The following is a 19,054-nucleotide window of genomic DNA, read 5'->3' as shown; positions in this document are numbered from 1 at the left end:
TATAGCTAGATGAATCATCTATATACCCAACGGCGACCCGGGCGCCAGACCAAGTCCCGCACGGACAAGATCACCCGACCCTTGACCTGGTACCCTCGATGCACTAAGACGATTCATTTTGCTATATGAGGAGCCACCGTGGCTGAGGCAGCCCGCGCAGAGACGCCGATCGTGCCCGCTCCCTCCCGCGGCCCCGTCGGACGCCAGGTGCGCGTACCGAAGACGGCCGAACTGGTCGCCGGACACCTGCGGCGCCAGATCGTACGCGGCGAACTGAAGCCCGACGACGCGCTGCCGCCGGAGTCGGGACTGATGGAGCAGTTCGGCATCTCGCGGCCGACCCTGCGCGAGGCGTTCCGCGTCCTGGAGTCGGAGTCCCTGATCACGGTCCGCCGCGGAGCGCACGGCGGCGCCCGGGTGAGCGCGCCCGACTCGGACGTCGCGGCCCGTTTCGCCGGCCTGATCCTGGAGTACCGCGGCGCCACCCTCGGGGATGTCTACCGGGCGGCGGCCCTCATCGAGCCGCCGTGCGCGCGCCAGGTCGCCACCAAGCACACGGCGGACGACATCAAGCGGCTGCGCGACGCGGTGGCGGCCGAGAAGGCCGTGCTGGACAGCCCACTGGCCCTGGTGGACGCACAGGACGCGTTCCACGCACTCCTGGTCGAGCTCACCGGCAACCAGACACTGATCCTGCTCTGCGGCATGCTGCGCAACATCATCGACCGGGCCAACGCCTCGTACACGGCGGCCGCCACCGACGCCGAGACCCAGAAGGCGCAGGCCCTCAAGGGGCACCGGGCGCACGTCCGGCTGGTCGGCCTGATCGAGGCGGGCAAGGCGGACGAGGCCGAGAAGCTGTGGCAGCGCCACATCTCCAGCGCCGACGACGTCGTCAACGCACTGGGCCCGAAGACGGTCCTGGAGCTCATCGACTGACCACCCGAACAGCCGTCTCTCATCCTCCCTTGCGTTCTCCAAATAGTTAGATAATTATAGGAGGCGTACTGAATGGCTTCAGGGTGGAGGCGACGGCCATGGCCGAACAGCGCAAGCGGATCTTCGACTGCGACCAGCACATGTACGAGGAACGGGACTCCTTCACGCGCTACCTCCCGAAGGAGTTCCTGGGCCAGGCCGTGGCGCCGGTGACGTTGCCGGACGGCCGGGAGGTCATCCTCGCCGGGGACCGGATCGTGGTCTGCCTGGAACCGGAGTTCGGGCAGGTCTACCGGCCCGGCTCGCTCAAGGAGATGCTCAAGGCGATGGCCTCGGGCAACCCCGACGAGACGTACCAGTTCGAGCCAATGCACAAGTCGTACCAGAACCGCGAGGCCAGGCTGCGCGTCATGGACGAGCAGGGCCTGGACCAGACGATCATCTACCCGGGCGGCTGGGCACTGGTCGCCGAGGAGTACGTACAGGGCGTCGAGCCGCTCTACGCCAACTACCACTCGTTCAACCGCTATATGAACGAGGTGTGGGGCTTCAACCACAACGACCGCATCTACTCCCCCGCCCTGCTGTCCCTGCGCGACCTGGACAGTGCGGTGAAGGAGCTGGAGTTCGTGCTGGAGCAGGGCGCCCGGTTCATCATGCTGCCGACCGGCCCGCAGTACGGCCGCTCACCCGGGGACCCGTACTTCGACCCGTTCTGGAAACTGGTCAACGAGGCCAAGGCCAGCGTCTGTTACCACATCAGCGAGTTCTACTACAACTCGCACGTCGCCCCGGCCTGGGGCCACGACGCGAGCCCGATCCACTTCCGGATGTCCGCGTGGCAGTGGATGAACACCTACGGCCAGCGTCCGATCGAGGAGACGCTGTCGGCGCTGATCTTCGACAACCTCTTCGGGCGTTTCCCCGACATCAACGTCCTGGTGTCCGAATTCGGCGCCGAATGGGTACCCCACTTCGTCCGCCACATGGACAAGAGCCGCGGCATGGGCCGCAACGGCCCCTGGATAGGCGGCCAGTTGGACGAGCGCCCCAGCCAGGTCTTCCGCAAGCACATCCGGGTGGTGCCCTACCCGGAGGACGACATCCCGAGCCTGGTGAAGCGTCTCGGCTATCACGAGTCCATCGTGATGGGCTCGGACTTCCCGCACGCCGAGGGCATCGCCAACCCGGCCGACTACCGCAAGCTCCTCGCGGAGCTCGACGAGTCGGTCCAGGACGACATCATGTACAACAACGCGCAGCAGCTGATCAGCCGTTGAGTCTGGCAGTCTCCGCGATTGAGTCCGGTACCGACTTCGGTACCGGGCTCAATCAGTAGGACATGGCGCGCGGCCGCTTGGCGCTTCGGCCAGAAGTCACTCGACGAGGTCGGCCGCGAGGTTCGCCAGGTTGGTGAGCAGAGCCGTGCCGCGCCGCGACTGGTCATAGCCCGCGAGCGGGTAGCCGTTGCTCAGGCAGGCGAAGGACAGGCCGGACTCCGGGTCCATGAAGCCCAGTTGGTACGCGGCTCCGGCACTGCCGAAGAGCAACTGCGAGCCCGTGGAAGGCAGTTGGCTGCCCGCGTCCGGACCGGCCACGGTGACGAACAGCCCCATGCTCGTACGCCGCCCACTGCCGCCCCCGTTGATCTGCTCGCCGTGCGGGTGCTCGGTCAGGCGGATCCGGGTGCCCTCCGCCACCGCTTCCGGCTTCCACAGGCCCGAGTGCTCCAGCGCCTGGAAGTACAGGGCGACGTCGGCGGCGGTGGCGACCAGTGCGTGACTCGGCTCGCCGGCCGCGAGCACGCGCGGGTCGGACAGGTACCAGGGTCCCCACGGGTCGGGGTCCTGGTCGTCGTCCGTGCGGTCGGTGGCGGTCATCGGGGCGACGGTACCGGGCTGTCGGTCCACAGGGACGCCGAGTTCGACCGAGGACAGGCCCAGCGGGCGGGCGATCCGCTCGTGCAGGTACTCGGCGAAGGTCAGGCCCGTACGCCGCTCGACGATCTCGGCGATCAGCCAGGCAGCCGAGGTGAGGTGGAACTGGAAGCGGCTGCCCGGCGGGGAGTCGAGCCGCCAGCGGCCGAACGCGGCGAGCCGCTGCTCGCGGTCGAGCATCTTCGGGTACCCGAGCGGTGCGAAGGGGAAGCCGGCGGTGTGCGTGAGGACCTGCTCGACCGTCACCTCCTCCTTCCCGTTCGGCGCGAACTCCGGGATGATCGCGGCGACTTGCTCGTCCACGTCCAGCAGCCCGTCGCCGATCAGCTTCCACACGACGCCCGCGACGATCGACCGTCCGACGGACTGCAGGATGTACCGGGTGTCCGGACGGGCATCGCCCCAGGTCTCGAAGGCCACCAGCCGGCCGCCCCGGGCGACGGCGACCTGAGCGGACGGCAGCGATCCGTGGCCGACCTCCAGCCGGATCCGGCGCAGCAGTACGTCGAGCCGGTGCGGGTCGACGCCGACGGTCTCCGGGGCGACGACGGAGTGGTCAGGCGTCATACGAGTCTCCCTTGTTCACCGGCGGTTCCCGCAGGCCGCGGCGTAGGACCTTGCCGTTGGCGTTGCGCGGCAGCTCGTCCACGAACCACCAGCGGACGGGCACCTTGAACCCGGAGAGGCGGTCGCGGGCGTACGTCCTGAGCGCCGCCGGTTCCGGTGGGTCGTCACGGTCGGACGGTACGACGAAGGCGACGACGGTCTGGCCGAGCCTGTCGTCCGGCGCGGCGGCGACCGCCACGTCCGCGATGCCGGGGTGCGAGGCGAGAACCGTCTCCACCTCCAGCGGGTGGACGTTCTCGCCGCCTCGGATGATCATGTCGGTGCGTCGGCCGGACAGGTAGAGATAGCCGTCCTCCGATACCCGGCCCAGATCGCCGCTGTGCAGCCAGCCCTCGGCGTCCACGCGGAAGAGATGGTCGGCGCGGGCGTGGATCTCGCCGACCCCGTCCGGTCCGGCGTCCCGGACCCGCAGTTCGACGCCGGGGGCGGCCCGTCCGACGGACCGCAGCAGTGCGGTGTGTCCGGCGACCGCCTCGCGGTGGTCCTCGGGGGTGAGCACGCTGATGGGCGAGCCCTCGGTCTGGCCGAACATGTTGAGCATGCGGACGCCGGGCATCGCCTCGTACGTGCGCCGCAGTGTGCCGGGGCGGATGGGCGCGCCGCCGTACTGGAGGACGCGCAGCCCTTCGTGGCGGGCCTGACCGGCCGCCAGCAGCGTTTCCAGCATCGCGGGGACCATGCTGGTGTGGGTGGTGCCGAGTTCCCGCAGCAGGGCCCAGCCCTCGACGGTGAAGCGCGGCAGGCCGGTGATCAGCGCGCCGGCGGCGAGGGCGACGGCGATGTTGCCGAGGCCCGCGATGTGGTGGAAGGGCGCACTGCCGCCGTAGAAGCTGTCGGGGTCGAGCGCGCAAAGCCGGCCGTTGACGTGGGCGCGGGCCGCCAGCCGCCGCTGTGTCATGGGGACGGGTTTGGGGATGCCGGTGGTCCCGGAGGTGTGCAGTACGGCGGCGAGCGCGTCGGGCTCGGCGGTCAACGCCCGTCCGCTCGGGCGCGGTTCGGGGACGACGACGGCCGGGCAGCCGACCAGTTGGGCGACATGCTCACCGAGTTCGGCGAACTCCGGCTGGGTGAGCAGGAGTTGGGACCCCGACGCCTTGACCACCGCAGCGATCTCGTACGGGGTCGCTCGGACGCCGAGCGGGGCGAGCGGGTGGCCCGATCCCGCGCCGCCGATGACCAGCGCGAGGGCGTCGGGTGAGGTGGCGATCAGCGCGGGCACAGGCTCGCCTGGGGCGAGGCCGAGCGTGTCCAGCAGGTCGGCCGCGCCGCCCGCCCGGTCGAGGAGTTCGCGTCCTGTCCAGCTCACGTCGCGGAACCGGACGGCGGGTCGCGCGTGGTCGCAGGCGCGGTTCACCATCGCGGTCCAGGTGGGTGCCGCTACGGCCTCCTGCACGCCGACCACGGGTTCAGGGCTCCAGCCTGGCCGCCGCGGTGCCGGTGACCACCTCGGCGCCGTTCTGGTTGACGGTACGCACGGAGAAGTGGGCGACCGGTCCGGCCGGTGTGTCCTCGACGGACTCGACGGTCGCCGTGGCCGTCAGCGTGTCCCCGGGCCACACCTGCGCCTTGAAGCGCACCCCGAAGGTCAGCAGTGCCTCGGTGCCGACCCAGTCGGTGAGGACCCGGCCGGTCATGCCCATCGTGAGCATTCCATGGGCGAACACGCCGGGATATCCCGCGACTTCGGTGGCGAACCGCTCGTCGGTGTGGAGCGGGTTGTAGTCGCCCGACGCGCCCGCGTACTGCACGATCCGGGTGCGCTTCAGGTCCTCGACCAGCACGCTCTCCCGGGTCTCGCCGACCTTGATGCCGTCCGCGCTCAGGCTCATCGTGCGTCCTTCGGGGTTGCCGGGCCCTCGGGCACGACGGCCACGGTCCGGGCGCTGACGACGGGTTCGCCGGCGGCGTCCCGGTACTCGGTGACGCGCTCGCTGAACAGCAGACGGCCGGTGCGGCCCTGCTTCTCCCAGTTGCGTCCGGGGACGGTGGTCGCGTACAGGGTCTCCCCCGCGCGGACCGGGCGGTGGTACTCGAAGTGCTGCTCTGCGTGCAGCCCGCCGCCGCCTTCGGGCATCACCCCGGGGCCGCTCCCCGACCCGAACCACTCCTCGCCCGGCCTGGGCCGCAGGCGATGGTCCGGGTCGTACTGGGCGCTCGCCATCGTGAAGGTGGGCGGTGCGAGTGCGGTCTCGCCCCGGTGGGCCGGGGTCTCGTCGCCGATGGCGCGGGCGAACATCATGATGTGCCCGGCCTCGACGGGGAACGGCTGCCCTGTCATCGTCCAGTCTCCTCGGTCGGAACGGCGGTCGGTACTGCGGTTGGTACGGCGCGCCGCGTGGCGGCTCAGCACGGTGGGTCAGTACGGCAGGAAGGCGTCGCGGGTGGCCTCGTCCGGGTCGAAGTCGGGAGGCAGTCCCTCGAACTTCGGCTCCCGTTTCTCGACGAAGCTGGCGACGCCCTCCCGGAAGTCCGGCGAGCCCGCGAAGAACTCCATGGCGGAGTAGGAGCGGGCGAGCGCCCCGGTGAAGTCGCGGTCGAGATCGCCGTACACCTGGTGGCGTACGACGGCCATGGCGCGCGGGGAGCAGTTGCGGGCGATGTCGCGGGCGTAGGCGCGGGCTGCGTCGAGCAGGTCCTCCGGTTCCACGACACGGCTGACGAGGCCGAGTTCCTTCGCCTCGTCGGCGTCGAAGACCCGGCCGGACAGCAGCAGGTCGAGCGCGTTCTCCAGGCCGACGACGCGTGGCAGCACGTACGGCATGTTGTACTCGCCGGCCAGGCCGCGGCGGGTGAAGGCGGTGGTGAAGCGGGCCCCGCGGGCTGCGAAGCGGATGTCGCAGATGAGTGCCTGGACCAGGCCGATGCCCGCGCAGGCGCCGTTGACGGCGGCGATCAGGGGCTTCGGCATGTTGCGCCTGCTGTACATGGGGACGCGAGCCTGGAGGTTGAGGGACTGGCCCGGCTGTGCGTTCTGTTCCAGCCGCTGGACGTCCATGCCGGGGCAGAACGCCCGGCCCGCGCCCGTGATGACCACGACCCGGACGGCGGGGTCCTCGGCGGCCTCGTCGAGGAGCGCGAAGAAGCGGCGCTCCATGGGGATGCTCCACGCATTCTTGCGCTCGGGCCGGTTGAGGGTGACGGTGGCGACGCCGTCCTCGTCGACCTCGTAGAGCACCAGGTCCTGGTCCTGGGTGGGCTCGTCGGACATCACGTCACTCCTCGGTCAACGGTTCGATGGGGTCACCGACGCCCGGCCGCTCCCCCGAGATGGTCACCACCACCTGGCCCCGGGCGCAGATGCGTCCGTCGGTCATCCGCACGTCGACGTCGGCGAAGTGCAGTCGGTGGCCCCGTCTGACGCAGCGCGCGAAGGCGACGGCCTCCCGGCCCCGGGCGGGCGCGAGGTACTGGACCGACATCGACACGGTGCTGAGCCGGCTCCCCTTCTGGAAGTCGTGCCCAGCGATCACGGCTCCGGCGCCCGCGGTGTCGATGAGCGCCGAGATCACCCCGCCGTGGAAGACGCCTTCGTGGGCGGAGAGGGCCTCGGCGTAAGGGAGAGCCACCTCGACGCCGTCGGGGTCCCAACGGAGCATGCGCATACGGCAGTTGCGGTTGAACGCGACCCCGCGTTCCCAGCGGGCCCGGAACCACGCACGGCGTTCGCGCTGCTCCTGGTCGGTGAGGGTCCTCGCCGCGACGGTCATCCGCACGCCCTCCGGTCTCGGCCTGTCCGGCCGATCGATATAGTTACATGAATTGGATAGTTGAAGCAATCGTACGGGACGAGCTCGAGCTCCAGATGTATTATTTATATAACTCATTAGCTCGCTCGTCACAGGGCACTCCGGCATGGAGTGCCCTCCCAGAGGGAGGCCCCTCGATGCCGTCGACCGCCCTGGCCGGAGTACGCGTCCTCGACCTGTCCCGCATCCTCGCGGCCCCGCTGGCCACCCAGATGCTCGCCGACCTCGGCGCGGAGGTGATCAAGGTCGAGCGCCCGGGGACGGGCGACGACTCACGGACGTACGGCCCGCCCTTCGCCGCCGGGCCCGAGGGCGACCGCACCGACACGGCCGCCTTCTACCTCTCCTGCAACCGCAACAAGCAGTCGATCACCGTCAACCACGCCACCGACGAAGGCCAGGCGCTGATCCGCGCCCTCGCCGCCCGCTCGGACGTCCTCGTCGAGAACTTCCGCGCGGGGACGCTGGCGAAGTACGGCCTCGACCACGAGAGCCTGCGCGAGCTCAACCCGCGCCTGGTGTACCTGTCGGTCACCGGCTTCGGCCAGAGCGGCCCGTACGCCCAGCGGCCCGGCTACGACGGCATCTTCCAGGCCATGTCCGGGATGATGAGCGTCTCCGGACACCCCGACGAGCCGATGAAGGTCGGGGTCAGCATGGTCGACATCCTCACCGGGCTGTACGCCTCCACGGCCGTCCTGGCGGCGCTGCGACACCGGGACGCCACCGGCGAGGGCCAGTTCATCGACCTCTCCCTGCTCGACTGCGGGCTCGCCTCGCTGTCGCACTTCGCGATGAACTACCTCGTGTCCGGGGAGGTTCCGCAGCGGCGCGGCAACGGTGGCTACGGCGGGGTCCCTTCACAGGCCTTCCAGTGCAAGGACAAGCCGCTGTTCCTCGTCGCGGGCAACGACAAGCAGTTCGCCGCGTTCTGCGCTGCGGCCGGGCGCAGCGACCTTCTTCAGGATCCGCGGTTCGGTACGACCTCCGCGCGGATCGTCCATCGTGCGGAGATCCTGACGGTCCTCGAAGAGATCATGCTGACCCGTACGCGGGACGAGTGGCTCGCCGTTCTCGACGAACACGACGTCCCTGCCGGGCCGTTCAACGAGATGCCCGAAGTTTTCGCCGACCCTCAGATCCAGCATCGGGGCATGCTGGTCGACGTCGACGACCCTGTGTCCGGGCACCTCCCGCTCCTCGCCAACCCGATCCGCTTCACGGCGACCCCCGTCGAGGGCTACGGCCCGCCGCCCGGCCTTGGCGAGCACACCGCGGAAGTCCTGGGCAGGCTTGCGGGGGTGACGGAGGGGCAGTTGGCGGGGTTGCGGGCGCGGGGGGTCGTGTGAGGCGGGGGAGCATACGGCGAGGCTTTTGTTCCGGTTGAAAGTGCCGCGGGTGTGTCCGAACTAGCGCGTACGCCATTCCGCCGCGGCGACTCTGACACTTGGCCCCTCCGGTGCGCCGACCTGTACAGCTCTGGGGAAGTGTGCCTCGTGACAGACCCGACCGTGTCCGGGCGCGGCAATCCGTGCGGGCGCACGCGGCATTCGGCCGACCGGCAGTCCATCGGCCGCAGCACACACATGCATGAGGACATCCCGAAGCCCCGGTAGGCCCTCAAGCCCATGCCGGCAGCCCGTGGGGGCCGTACCGAAAGAACCCAAGCCCGACTTGCCTTGCACGGCCGTTGTTTTGTGCGTGACAGGGAGTCGCGGAGTTCGCCCGGGAGTGAGGACGCCGTCACCCTTGGTGGCCCAGTGACGTTGGGGGCGCTCAACCCGCAGGGAAGCCGGGGCCATGCATGTCGATCCGCAAAGCCTGTCCATCTGCCACCACTCGGCGCGCGCCCGCCTGGGCAATCAGTCCTCGGCCTTCACGGGGAAGCGAACCAGGGGAACCGGCATCAGCCAGAGCGCGAAGGCCACCTGCGCCAGGACTGGGACAAAGAGGAGCGCCACGAAGTTCTGGCAGGTAGTAGGCGGTGTCCTCCCAGTACGAGCGGGTGCGAGGCAGGTAGGACACAAGCTCGTGCTGGCGGGGAGCTGTCAGGGCGTAGACGAGCCACGCCGCCACCCAGATCAGCAGGTAGCGACCGACGGCATCAGCGATGCACAAGCCGACACGGCCGAGTCGGTGCCAAGGAGAGGTGACCACGATGGGCATTGCGCATAGTGACACCTTTTTGAACGCGTTCAAGAACGTCGAGGGGTAGGTCAGGAGTGACCGGCAGTCCGGCCGGCGCTACAGCAGCGTGGTATCTCAACCGCAGCAACCGACCCCGTCCTGTAGTGCCTCCCCGGGGACCGCTGACCGACCGGAATCACTGTCGCTGACCGATCTGTCTAGAGCTACGGAACAGAAGGTTGTGAGGGGGGTGGGTGCGGAGCCATTCGGCGTCCCGGGACCTGCTGGTCCGGAGACCCCTGTCCGGCCACCCCCCTTGGCCGCCGTGTTCCTCGGTGAGAACAGCGAACCGGCTCATCTCTGCCACGGAAGCTAACAGCCGCCACTGACAACGCTCTTGTTCCTGCGACCGGCACTCCAGGCACACGTGCCAGACACGTGCCAGGTTGTGCGGGAGGCCATGGGGAACACCGGGGAGTGCAGGCCGTGGGCATCAGGTGCCGCCATCGTTCCGCCGCAGGTCAGCCACCTTCCCACCCACACGGCATCCGAGCTTCCCGAGCTGAGGGCTTCGATGCTGTGGTTCCGATGCGGGCGGGGTCGCTCACGGCAGTGGCCGTGCCGGTCATCATCCCGGCCGTTCGGGGGAAACGCGCGCGGCCTCGGGGGCGTATCACACCCTGTGGGGCATCCCTTGCTGGGACGAAAGGGAGACATGATGCCGCTCTATCTATCGAGGTTCAGCTACACGCCGGAGACTTGGGCGAGGCTCATCGGCCACCCCGAGGATCGCGCAAAGGCCGCTCAGTCGTACATCGAGTCCGTCGGCGGCAAGCTACACGGCTTCTGGTACGCGTTCGGCACCCGTGACGGCTACAACTTGTGGGAAGCCCCCGACAACGTCTCCATGGCCGCGGTCGCCCTGTCGATCAGCGGAGGCGGCGCACTCAGCTCGTTCGAGACGACCGTTCTCCTGACCATTGACGAGACCATGGACGCCCTGCGCAAAGCCGGCCAAATCCAGTACCGGGCCCCCGGCTCGTAACGGTCCAGGTGGCCGGCCGTGAATCACCGCGGACACCAGGTCACCCGATCAACGTCCGGCCCCCCTCCAACATCAGCGTCGCCCCGGTCAGATACACCATGTCATCGCTGACGAGCGCGGCGACCGCGCGGCCGATGTCCGCCTCCGGGTCGCCGAGCCGGCCCAACGGAATCTCGCGGGCGAGTTCGGAGGCCTTCTGCGGGTGCGCGGCCAGATACTCCTCCGCCGCCGGACTGAGCGCCGCGGGGCAGACGACGTTCACGCGGATCCCGTACGCACCCCACTCCCGCGCGGCAACCCGGGTCAGCCCCCGGATTGCCTCCTTGGCCATCGCGTAGGCCGCGAAGGTCACCTCTCCCTGTACGGCGGCAGAGGAGCCGAGATTCACGACGCTTCCGCGGCTGTCCCTGAGATGGGGCAGGGCCGCCTGCATCGCATGGAACACGGCCAACGGCCCGCTGCGGTAGGTGAGTTCGACGTCCTCGTAGGACGTCTTCTCCAGCCGGCACTGGACCGAGGACTGGGCGTTGTTGACGAGCACGTCGAGCCCGCCGAACTCCCGTACCGTCTCGGCCACCATGCGGTCGACGTCGCCGCGCTCGCCCACATCGCCGACCACGAGGTGCGCCCTGCCGCCACGCTCGGCGATCTCTCCGGCGGTGTCCTTGAGCTTGCTCTCGGTGCGGCCGGTGATCACCACGGCCGCCCCCTCGGCGGCCAGCGCGAGCGCGATGCCGCGGCCGACGCCCTGCCCTCCGCCGGTGACCAGAGCCGTCTTCCCGGCCAGCCGTGTGCCTCGCTGCATCACATGTCCTTCCAGAAGGGCGCCCATGAGGGAAAGGCGTCCGGCAGCGCCGGTTCTCCGGACCCCTCCCAGCCGTTGAAGCCCACGGCTTGGGGGCGCTCGGTCACGTCGGCCGCGTACCAGTGCTGCTCGCGGCGGCGGGAGAAGTACCACTCGCCGTCCACGCGCGCGTAGTCGTCCCGGTAGCAGATGGCCATCACGATCCACCGGTCCCCCACCTCGTGCTCGGCACGGCAGTAGACGGCACCGGTCGCCGTGTCGCGGTCGGTGAACTCGATGCGGTGGCCGCAGATCTGGTGCACCGAGCGGCGGAAGCCACGGACCAGAGGCTCGATGTACGCCCGCAGCGCTTCCCGGCCCCGGCCGTGCCGGCCCATCTCCACGTCCGGCCGGAAGCAGCCGGCCCAGGCGTCTAGGTCGCGGGCGTCCACTGCGAGCGCGTAGCGGATGGGCAGTTGCTGGATGGCGAGGTGCGACTCGACGCGGTCGATGCGGTCCTCCAAGGACCCTCCCGCACCCCGCAGTTGCTGATCCGCGGCGTCGCTCATGGCCGGGGCTCCTTCGGCAGGCCGAGGAGCTGTTCCCCGATGATGTTGCGCTGGATCTCGCTCGACCCGCCGTAGATCGTCTCCGCGAGTGACAGCAGGAAGGAGCGCTGCCGGGTGTCCAGGCCGTAGTCCTCGCCGACGATCTGCCCGGCGGGTCCGGCCAACTCCATGGCCAGATGGCCGAGTTGCTGGTGCCGGGTCGAGGCGTACAGCTTGGCCGTGGTGGCCTGCGGTCCCGGCTGGCGGCCCGCGGTCAGTTCGGCGATGGTCCGCAGGTTGGTGGTGCGCATGATGCGTACGGAGATCCAGGCGTCCACGATCCGGCGGCGCAGCATCGGGTCGTCGAGCGCGCCCCGCTCGCGGGCCAGGCCGATCAGGGCCTCGGCCTCCCGCTCGAAGGTGAGCTGCTGGGGCAGCAGGGTGGTGCCGCGTTCGATGCCGAGGGTGGCCATCGCCGTGCGCCAGCCCTGGCCGACCTCGCCCACCACCATGTCGGCGTCGGTGCGTGCGTCGGAGAGGAAGACCTCGGCGAACTCGTCCTGGCCCGCGAGGTTGCGAATGGGCCGGATCTCCACGCCCGGCTGGTCGGCCGGGACGAGCAGCATCGTCAGCCCCTTGTGCCGCCGGGAGTCGGGGTCGGTGCGCGTGAGGACGTAGAGCCAGTCGGCGTGGACGCCGAAGGATGTCCACACCTTCTGCCCGTTGACCACCCACTCTCCCCCGCTCTCCACTCCGCTCGGGCGGGAGGTGCCCTCAACGGAGGTGCCCCCGTCGTCCCGCTCGGCCCGCGTGCGTACGGAGGCCAGATCGGAGCCGGCGCCCGGCTCGCTGAAGCCCTGCCCCCAGAGTTCCTCGACGGAGAGGATCGGCGGCAGGAAGCGCTTCTTCTGTGCCTCACTGCCCATCGACAGGAGCATCGGTCCGAGGAGGTCGAGGGCATTGCCGGTGGCCCGGTAGGGGGCGTTCGCGCGGGCGTACTCGTACTCGAAGACGATCTCCTCGATGAGCCCCAGCCCCCGTCCGCCGTACTCCTGCGGCCAGCCGACACCGAGCCAGTTCCCGACCGCCAGCTCGCGGTCCCAGGCGAGGCGGATGTCCCAGGCCGCCCCGTCGGTCGGGCCGCCCACGCCCCGGTGCTCGGCGAACTCCCCCACGAGGTGTTCGGCCAGCCAGTCCCGCAGCTCGTCGCGGAAGTCGCGTACCGCGGGCCCGAAGTCCAGCTCCATGCCAGCTCCTTTGCCGATGATCAGATGCCTAGCCGGGCGGCGAGCAGCTCCCGGTGGTACGACGGCGTGCCGAGCAGCACCTCGGAGCTCTTGGCCCGCTTGAGGTACAGGTGCGCGGGGTGCTCCCAGGTGAAGCCGATGCCGCCGTGGACCTGGATGTTGTCGCCGGCCACCTTCGTGAAGGCCTCCGAGCAGAACGCCTGGGCGAGGGCCGCCGAGATCGCGGTCTCCACCTCGTCGCCCGCGTCCAGCGCCCACAGTCCGCCGTACGCGGCCGAGCGGGCAGACTCGATCTCGACGAGCATGTCTGCGCACTTGTGCTTGATCCCCTGGAACGAGCCGATGGGCCGTCCGTACTGCTCACGGATCTTGGCGTACTCCACGGCGGCGTCCAGCGCGGCGACCGCTCCCCCGACCTGTTCGGCGGCCAGCAGTACGGAGGCCGCGGCGAGGGTGCGTTCGAGGGCCGGCCAGGCGGCGCCCTCGGAGCCCAGCAGACGGGCGGGGGTGTTCGTGAACTCCACCCGCGCCTGCTTGCGGGTCTGGTCGAGGGTCGGGAGGGGCGTGCGGGCGAGGCCCGGCGCCCCGGACTCGACGGCGAACAGGCTGATGCCTGAGGGGGTGCGGGCGGCGACCAGGAGCAGGTCGGCGAGGTGTCCGTCGAGGACGTACGTCTTCATGCCGGTCAGCCGCCAACCGCCCGCCTCGTCATGGGCGGTGAGCCGGATCGCCGCCTCGTCCCACCGGCCGCTCTCCTCGGTGAGCGCGAGCGTGGCCACGGTCTCGCCGGACGCGATACCGGGAAGAAGGTCGCCGCGGGCCCTCTCGTCGTCGCAGCACAGCAGCGTCTCGGCGGCCAGGGCGACGGTGGCGAAGTACGGCGCGCACAGCAGCGCGCGGCCCGTCTCCTCGAAGACGACGCCCAGGTCGACGTAGCCGAAGCCCGAGCCGCCGTACTTCTCCGGCACGGCCAGTCCCTGCAGGCCGATCTCCGTGGCCATCCGCCGCCAGGCGACCGGGTCGTACCCGCTCGGGTCCGCGGCCAGGCGGCGCACGTCGGCCTCCGTGGCGTGCTTGGTGAGGAACGACCGTACGACCTTGCGCAGTTCGTCCTGTTCCTCGCTGAAGGTGAGATCCATGCCGCGCTTCCCGTCCTCGGTGCGAAGCGGTTGCCGACCGCTTGCTAGCCCACCCCTCGATACAGTTAGATAATTATAGTATCCGCACTGAATACACCAGGAGCGCGACGTGACCGATCTATACGACCAGTTCACGAGCCTGACGTTCGAGCGGCCCGCGTCCGGCGTGCTCCGTATCGTGCTCGACGCCCCGAACCTCAACGCCGTGGATCCCCGGATGCACGGCGAGCTCGCCGATGTCTGGGCGGTCGTGGACCGTGACGAGCAGACGCGCGCGGTGCTGGTCCAGGGAGCGGGCAAGGCGTTCTCGGCCGGCGGGACCTTCGATTCCATCGATGCCCTGACCGAGGAGTACGCGGTGCGGGCCCGGGTCATGCGCGAGGCTCGGGACATGGTGTATGGGGTGATCAACTGCTCCAAGCCTGTGGTCTCCGCGATTCACGGCCCGGCCGTCGGCGCCGGGCTGGTCGTCGGCATGCTGGCGGACATCTCCATCGCCGGGCGCCGGGCGAAGATCGTCGACGGGCACACTCGGCTCGGGGTCGCTGCCGGTGATCACGCCGCCATCTGCTGGCCGTTGCTGTGCGGTATGGCCAAGGCCAAGTACTACCTGCTGACCTGCGAGACGCTCACCGGCGAGGAGGCCGAGCGCATCGGCCTGGTGTCGAAGTGCGTGGACGACGAGGACGTACACGCGGAGGGTCTGCGGGTGGCGACCGCGCTGGCCGCCGGGCCCGCCAGCGCCATCAGCTGGACCAAGCGGTCCCTCAACCACTGGTACCGCACCGCCCAGCCGATCTTCGAGGCGTCGCTGGGTCTGGAGTTCTTCGGGTTCGGCGGGCACGAGGTCGTCGAAGGGCTGGCCGCCCATCGCGAGAAGCGCGCCCCTGACTTCGAGGGCGTGGCGGACAAGCACCCGATCGACCTCTGACCGGCGGGCGTCCACGGACACCCACACACGCCCACGAACGCATGAGGAGCCCACCATGACATCGGAGCACACAGCCACCGAGATCCCGCCGCTGGTCAGGGGGATGACGTACGAGGACATGCCGAAGGGCCAGGTCTTCCGGACCGCCCGCCGCACCGTCACCGAGACGGACCTGGTCAACTTCATCACCTGGGGCGGCTTCAACGAGCCGCTCTTCTGGGACGCCTCGCACGCCGCGGACGGCGGCTACACGGGCCGGCTGGTCCCGGGGGCGCTGACGTACTGCATCGCCGAAGGACTCGTACTCCAGACGAACGTGCTGCACGGCACGGGCCTCGCCTTCCTGCACATGGAGCTGACCGTGCAGGGGCCGGTGTACGTCGGCGACACGCTGTACGCCGTCGTCGAGACCACGGACTCCCGCCCCTCCAGCAAGCCCGGCCGGGGCGTGGTGACCAGCCGGATCACCGTACGCAACCAGCGGGACGAGGACGTGCTCGTCTACACCCCGGTGCGACTGATCCGGGGCAGGGACTACGGGGCTCCGACGCTCTGAGCGCGGGGCCCGGTCGGCACGAGAGTCAGGCCGGCCACTGCACCGGACGGGACCGGGCCCGCGAACGCCCCTCCACGCACCCAGTCCGAGGGCATCGGCGGGCGCGGTGGGGGCTCGTGGTCCGGGACCGCCATCGCGTAGAGGCGGGTGTAGCGGAACTTCGCCTCCAGGTTGTCGAGCACCGACCAGTACTCGTAGCCGCAGACGGGCACGCCGCGTGCGATCACCCTGCCCAGCCAGGTGAGCCTGGCGCGCAGCAGTGCTCGGCGCCGGGTGTCGTCGCTGTGTCCCGTCTCGTCGACCAGGTCCAGATCGCCCATGCCGTTGTCGATGACGGACAGCGGGGGCAGGAACTCCCCGTACAGGTCGTGGAGGTCCGCGACGGCGTCGGCGAGCGCCTCGGGGACGAGGGGCCATCCGTACGCAGTCGTCTCCACGTCGTCGAACGGGGTGATCGCGAACCCGAGGCCGACGAGCAGGCGGTTCACCTCGTTGAGGGTGCCCAGGCACTTGTCGGCCGGCAGTACGTGGGGCAGGTTCTCCGGTGCGGTGACACGGAAGGGCGTGTGCCAGGAGAGGCCCAGCATGTCCTGGGCGGTGGCGATGATCTCCAGGTCGCCGGGGTGTACGCAGCCGGTGGCCTCGACCGGTGAGACGTCGTCCTCGGTGACCATGTGCTCGCCGAGCAGCATGGGGTCCAGGAAGAGGCGGTTGGTCCAGCTCTCCAGGCGTTCCAGGGCGAGGCGGTCGAAGGGGTCGTCGGTGGCCGGGTAGCCGCCGACGAGGGTGACCGTGGTGCCGATGCGGCCGCCGGCACCGGCGGCCCTCAGTGCCTGGGTCGCGAGTCCATTGGCAAGCAGGATGTGGTGGACCGTGGACAGGCCCGCGCGTCCGATTCCCCGGCCCGGTGTGTACATCCCGGCCACATGGTCCGCGAGTGTGGGTCCAGCCAGGTCGGTGGAGGTGATCCAGCGCGTCACGCGGTCGCCGAAGCGGCGGCCCAGTTCGGCGGCAAAGGCGGCGAAGTGTTCGGCGGTGTCACGGGCGAGCCAGCCGCCGGAAGCCTCCAGCCAGGGCGGCAGTGACCGGTCGAGCAGTGTCAGCCCGGGCTTCAGACCGAGTTCGAGCAGCGAGTCGAGGGAGCGGTCGCAGCGGTCCAGGGCCTGCCGGTCCCAGGCGCCGGGGCCGTCATGCTGCAGCCGTGGCCAGCCGGCCACCATCCGGTGCGCGTCGGGAGTGACACCGACCAGCTGCCGGACGTCGTCGGTCCACTGCCGGAAGTGCCCGCCGCGCTCGGGCGGGGGCGGCGGCGGGGCCGCGATGGTGTCCGCCGTGGCGACTCCCCAGTCGACACCACGGAAGGACTCGTACAGGAAACCATCGCTCATGGTCACCGTCCAGGGCGTAATGGTTTAACGCATTCAACTGAATGAACGCCGTGCGGACGCTAACACTTCAGGGAAACTACGACAATGTTTCGGACAGATCTCATCAATTCGTAAGGCGCCAGCGGACGACCACTCGGCCCTTGTCGGGCCTGTCGAGGCCGGTGTCGGTGATCTCGCGGCCGTCCCGGACTGTGGGGCAGAGTGGCGTTTCGGCCATGATCCGGTCGCGGGGATCGTCGAGGATCGGTGCTACTCCCCGAAGGGCCGGAACTCCTCGTCCTGCCACCAGGGGTAGACGGCGGGCATGTCCTTGCTGACCCTGCCGGGGAACTCGGGCGGCCGCTTGGCGAGGAACGACTCGACGCCCTCGACCGGGTCCGGGCCGCCGCCGATCTGGCTCATGATCCGCGAGTCGAGGCGGTGCGCGGCCATCGGGTGGGACTCGCCGAGCATCCGCCACATCATCTGGCGCGACAGCGCGACCGAGATCGCCGAGGTGTTCTCGGCGATCTCACGGGCGAGTTCGTACGCCGCGGGCAGCAGCTCCTCCGGCGGGTGGACGGAGCGGACCAGCCCAGCCGCCAATGCCTCGTCGGGGCCGAAGACGCGGCCGGTCGCCACCCACTCCATGGCCCGCTGCATGCCCACGGCCCGCGGCAGGAACCAGCTCGCGGCGGACTCCGGCACGATGCCGCGGCGTGCGAAGACGAAGCCGAACTTGGCCGAGGTCGACGCCAACCGGATGTCCATGGGCAGGGTCATGCTGGCCCCGACGCCTGCCGCCGGGCCGTTGACCGCCGCGATCACCGGCTTGTTGCTGTTGTAGATTCGCAGCGCGACCCGGCCGCCGGTGTCCCGGTGCCAGGCGCCAGCCTTGCGGTGGTCGAAGGACGAGCCGCCGGAGCTGACGTCGGCGCCCGCGCAGAACCCGCGACCGGCACCGGTCACCACCACCACGCGCACCTCGTCGTCGGCGTCGGCCGCGTCCAGGACGTCCAGCAGGTCGCGCATCATCTGCGGATTGAAGGCGTTCAGCCTCGACGGCCGGTTGAGGGTGACCGTGAGAATCCGGTCCGCCACCTCGGCCCGCACGGTCTCGTACTCCTGCTCCGGCATGTCCGTCCTCCGTCAGCCTCGTCGCCCCGCGGTCGGCCTCGTCACCCTGCGACCGGTTCCCAGTTAGCTTAATTAGTTATAGCATTACACTCTACTGACTCATTGATGGATTGCGGTGGTGCGGACATGACTGATCCGGCGGATCTGGTGGTGACCTCCCACGGGGCGGTCCGGCTGATCGAGCTGAACCGGCCGGAACAGCTCAACTCGATGAGCGAGGAGCTGCACTCCACTCTCGCGTCGGTGTGGGGCACGCTCGCCGACGACCCGGAGGCGCGAGTGGTCGTACTCACCGGTCGCGGGCGGGCGTTCAGCGCCGGGGGCAACTTCGACATCATGACCCGGGTCCAGCGCGACCGGGCCTTCCGGGAGCGGAACGTCGACGAGGCCCGGCGGATCATCACCGGCATGGTCCGCTGCCCACTGCCGGTGATCGCGGCGGTCAACGGGCCCGCTGTGGGCCTCGGTTGCAGCCTGGCTCTGCTGAGCGACCTCGTGCTGATCGCCGACGACGCCTACCTCGCCGACCCGCACGTCCAGGTAGGGCTGGTCGCGGGCGACGGCGGGGCACTCATCCTGCCGCTGCTCGTCGGCCTGACCCGGGCTAAGGAGCTGCTGTTCCTCGGCGACCGGGTCGGCGCGGAGGAGGCCGTCCGGCTGGGCATCGCCAACCGCGTCGTACCGAAGGACAAGCTGCTGGACGAGGCCATGGACCTGGCCGGACGGCTGGCCGCCCTGCCCGCGCGGGCGCTGCGCGAGACCAAGCGGGCGGTGAACCTGCACCTGGAGCAGGCCCTGACCAGCGTGCTGGAGCCTGCCCTGCTCGCCGAGCGGGACACCATGCACGACCCGGACCACATCGCCGTCGTGGAGAAGATCATCGCGTCGCGCGGCCGTCACCGGGCCACGGAGAAGGGCTGAGGG

General features: G+C 69.8%; 19 protein-coding genes. 7 read left to right on the top strand and 12 right to left on the bottom strand.

Annotated features, from left to right (window positions below):
• The first annotated feature begins 138 nt into the window (after positions 1-138).
• Both ACN20J_RS46735 and ACN20J_RS46730 read left to right on the top strand, forming a co-directional pair.
• Positions 139-939 carry a FadR/GntR family transcriptional regulator gene (locus ACN20J_RS46735; protein WP_190229826.1) on the top strand — a complete coding sequence of 267 codons (801 nt, stop codon included), beginning with the start codon at positions 139-141 and terminating at the stop codon, positions 937-939.
• Positions 940-1,037: 98 nt separating this feature from the next.
• A complete protein-coding gene (locus ACN20J_RS46730; RefSeq protein ID WP_419668436.1) occupies positions 1,038-2,219 on the top strand; it encodes an amidohydrolase family protein in 1,182 nt (393 codons plus the stop codon).
• Between the two features lie 96 nt (positions 2,220-2,315).
• Here ACN20J_RS46730 and ACN20J_RS46725 read toward each other — a convergent pair whose 3' ends face one another.
• From ACN20J_RS46725 to ACN20J_RS46700, 6 genes are all read right to left on the bottom strand, one after another.
• On the bottom strand, positions 2,316-3,443 hold the full coding sequence (locus ACN20J_RS46725) for a serine hydrolase domain-containing protein (protein WP_419668435.1): 1,128 nt from the start codon (positions 3,441-3,443) through the stop codon (positions 2,316-2,318).
• Positions 3,433-4,905, bottom strand: coding sequence for a class I adenylate-forming enzyme family protein (locus tag ACN20J_RS46720; RefSeq protein ID WP_419668434.1), 1,473 nt, complete (start codon positions 4,903-4,905; stop codon positions 3,433-3,435). The genes ACN20J_RS46725 and ACN20J_RS46720 overlap by 11 nt, the downstream gene beginning before the upstream one ends.
• Positions 4,906-4,909: 4 nt before the next feature.
• Positions 4,910-5,332 (bottom strand): MaoC/PaaZ C-terminal domain-containing protein, encoded by a 423-nt coding sequence (locus ACN20J_RS46715; RefSeq protein ID WP_189842906.1) that lies wholly within the window; start codon positions 5,330-5,332, stop codon positions 4,910-4,912.
• Entirely contained in the window at positions 5,329-5,781 is a 453-nt protein-coding gene (locus ACN20J_RS46710) for an FAS1-like dehydratase domain-containing protein (protein ID WP_419668433.1), read from the bottom strand. Before ACN20J_RS46710 ends, ACN20J_RS46715 begins: the two co-directional genes overlap by 4 nt.
• A gap of 78 nt (positions 5,782-5,859) precedes the next feature.
• The gene (locus ACN20J_RS46705; protein WP_419668432.1) at positions 5,860-6,711 is read right to left on the bottom strand and encodes an enoyl-CoA hydratase-related protein; all 852 of its coding nucleotides are present in this window, start codon (positions 6,709-6,711) and stop codon (positions 5,860-5,862) included.
• 4 nt (positions 6,712-6,715) lie between these two features.
• Entirely contained in the window at positions 6,716-7,210 is a 495-nt protein-coding gene (locus tag ACN20J_RS46700; protein WP_189842909.1) for a PaaI family thioesterase, read from the bottom strand.
• A gap of 176 nt (positions 7,211-7,386) precedes the next feature.
• On the opposite strand from ACN20J_RS46700, the gene ACN20J_RS46695 reads away from it, so the two are divergent.
• On the top strand, positions 7,387-8,598 hold the full coding sequence (locus ACN20J_RS46695) for a CaiB/BaiF CoA transferase family protein (protein WP_419668431.1): 1,212 nt from the start codon (positions 7,387-7,389) through the stop codon (positions 8,596-8,598).
• Positions 8,599-10,094: 1,496 nt separating this feature from the next.
• Entirely contained in the window at positions 10,095-10,421 is a 327-nt protein-coding gene (locus ACN20J_RS46690) for a GYD domain-containing protein (protein WP_419668430.1), read from the top strand.
• A gap of 40 nt (positions 10,422-10,461) precedes the next feature.
• Here the strand turns inward: ACN20J_RS46690 and ACN20J_RS46685 are convergent, their stop codons facing one another.
• From ACN20J_RS46685 to ACN20J_RS46670, 4 genes are read right to left on the bottom strand one after another with little or no spacing between them, the layout of a single operon-like run.
• Complete coding sequence (locus ACN20J_RS46685; protein ID WP_419668429.1) at positions 10,462-11,226, bottom strand: SDR family NAD(P)-dependent oxidoreductase; 765 nt, start codon at positions 11,224-11,226, stop codon at positions 10,462-10,464.
• Positions 11,226-11,774, bottom strand: a complete 549-nt coding sequence (locus tag ACN20J_RS46680; protein ID WP_190229833.1) for a nuclear transport factor 2 family protein — start codon at positions 11,772-11,774, stop codon at positions 11,226-11,228. The genes ACN20J_RS46685 and ACN20J_RS46680 overlap by 1 nt, the downstream gene beginning before the upstream one ends.
• Entirely contained in the window at positions 11,771-13,000 is a 1,230-nt protein-coding gene (locus ACN20J_RS46675; RefSeq protein WP_190229834.1) for an acyl-CoA dehydrogenase family protein, read from the bottom strand. The genes ACN20J_RS46680 and ACN20J_RS46675 overlap by 4 nt, the downstream gene beginning before the upstream one ends.
• Before the next feature lie 20 nt (positions 13,001-13,020).
• Complete coding sequence (locus ACN20J_RS46670) at positions 13,021-14,139, bottom strand: acyl-CoA dehydrogenase family protein (protein WP_419668428.1); 1,119 nt, start codon at positions 14,137-14,139, stop codon at positions 13,021-13,023.
• Positions 14,140-14,248: 109 nt separating this feature from the next.
• Here ACN20J_RS46670 and ACN20J_RS46665 point away from each other — a divergent pair, with 109 nt between their 5' ends.
• The gene (locus ACN20J_RS46665) at positions 14,249-15,070 is read left to right on the top strand and encodes an enoyl-CoA hydratase/isomerase family protein (RefSeq protein WP_359724392.1); all 822 of its coding nucleotides are present in this window, start codon (positions 14,249-14,251) and stop codon (positions 15,068-15,070) included.
• A 55-nt stretch (positions 15,071-15,125) separates the two neighbouring features.
• Complete coding sequence (locus ACN20J_RS46660; RefSeq protein ID WP_190229837.1) at positions 15,126-15,626, top strand: MaoC/PaaZ C-terminal domain-containing protein; 501 nt, start codon at positions 15,126-15,128, stop codon at positions 15,624-15,626.
• On the opposite strand, the gene ACN20J_RS46655 is transcribed toward ACN20J_RS46660, so the two are convergent.
• Positions 15,605-17,014, bottom strand: coding sequence for a family 1 glycosylhydrolase (locus ACN20J_RS46655; RefSeq protein WP_419668427.1), 1,410 nt, complete (start codon positions 17,012-17,014; stop codon positions 15,605-15,607). The genes ACN20J_RS46660 and ACN20J_RS46655 overlap by 22 nt on opposite strands.
• Before the next feature lie 249 nt (positions 17,015-17,263).
• Complete coding sequence (locus ACN20J_RS46650) at positions 17,264-18,130, bottom strand: crotonase/enoyl-CoA hydratase family protein (protein ID WP_419668426.1); 867 nt, start codon at positions 18,128-18,130, stop codon at positions 17,264-17,266.
• 126 nt (positions 18,131-18,256) lie between these two features.
• On the opposite strand from ACN20J_RS46650, the gene ACN20J_RS46645 reads away from it, so the two are divergent.
• The gene (locus tag ACN20J_RS46645) at positions 18,257-19,051 is read left to right on the top strand and encodes an enoyl-CoA hydratase/isomerase family protein (RefSeq protein WP_326726889.1); all 795 of its coding nucleotides are present in this window, start codon (positions 18,257-18,259) and stop codon (positions 19,049-19,051) included.
• Positions 19,052-19,054 lie beyond the last annotated feature (3 nt).

The sequence above is a fragment of the Streptomyces sp. 2-1 genome (assembly GCF_048564895.1).
GTDB lineage: Bacteria > Actinomycetota > Actinomycetes > Streptomycetales > Streptomycetaceae > Streptomyces > Streptomyces phaeochromogenes.
The sequence above is the reverse complement of the archived record's forward strand: the minus strand, read 5'-3'. Positions and strand labels throughout refer to the sequence as shown.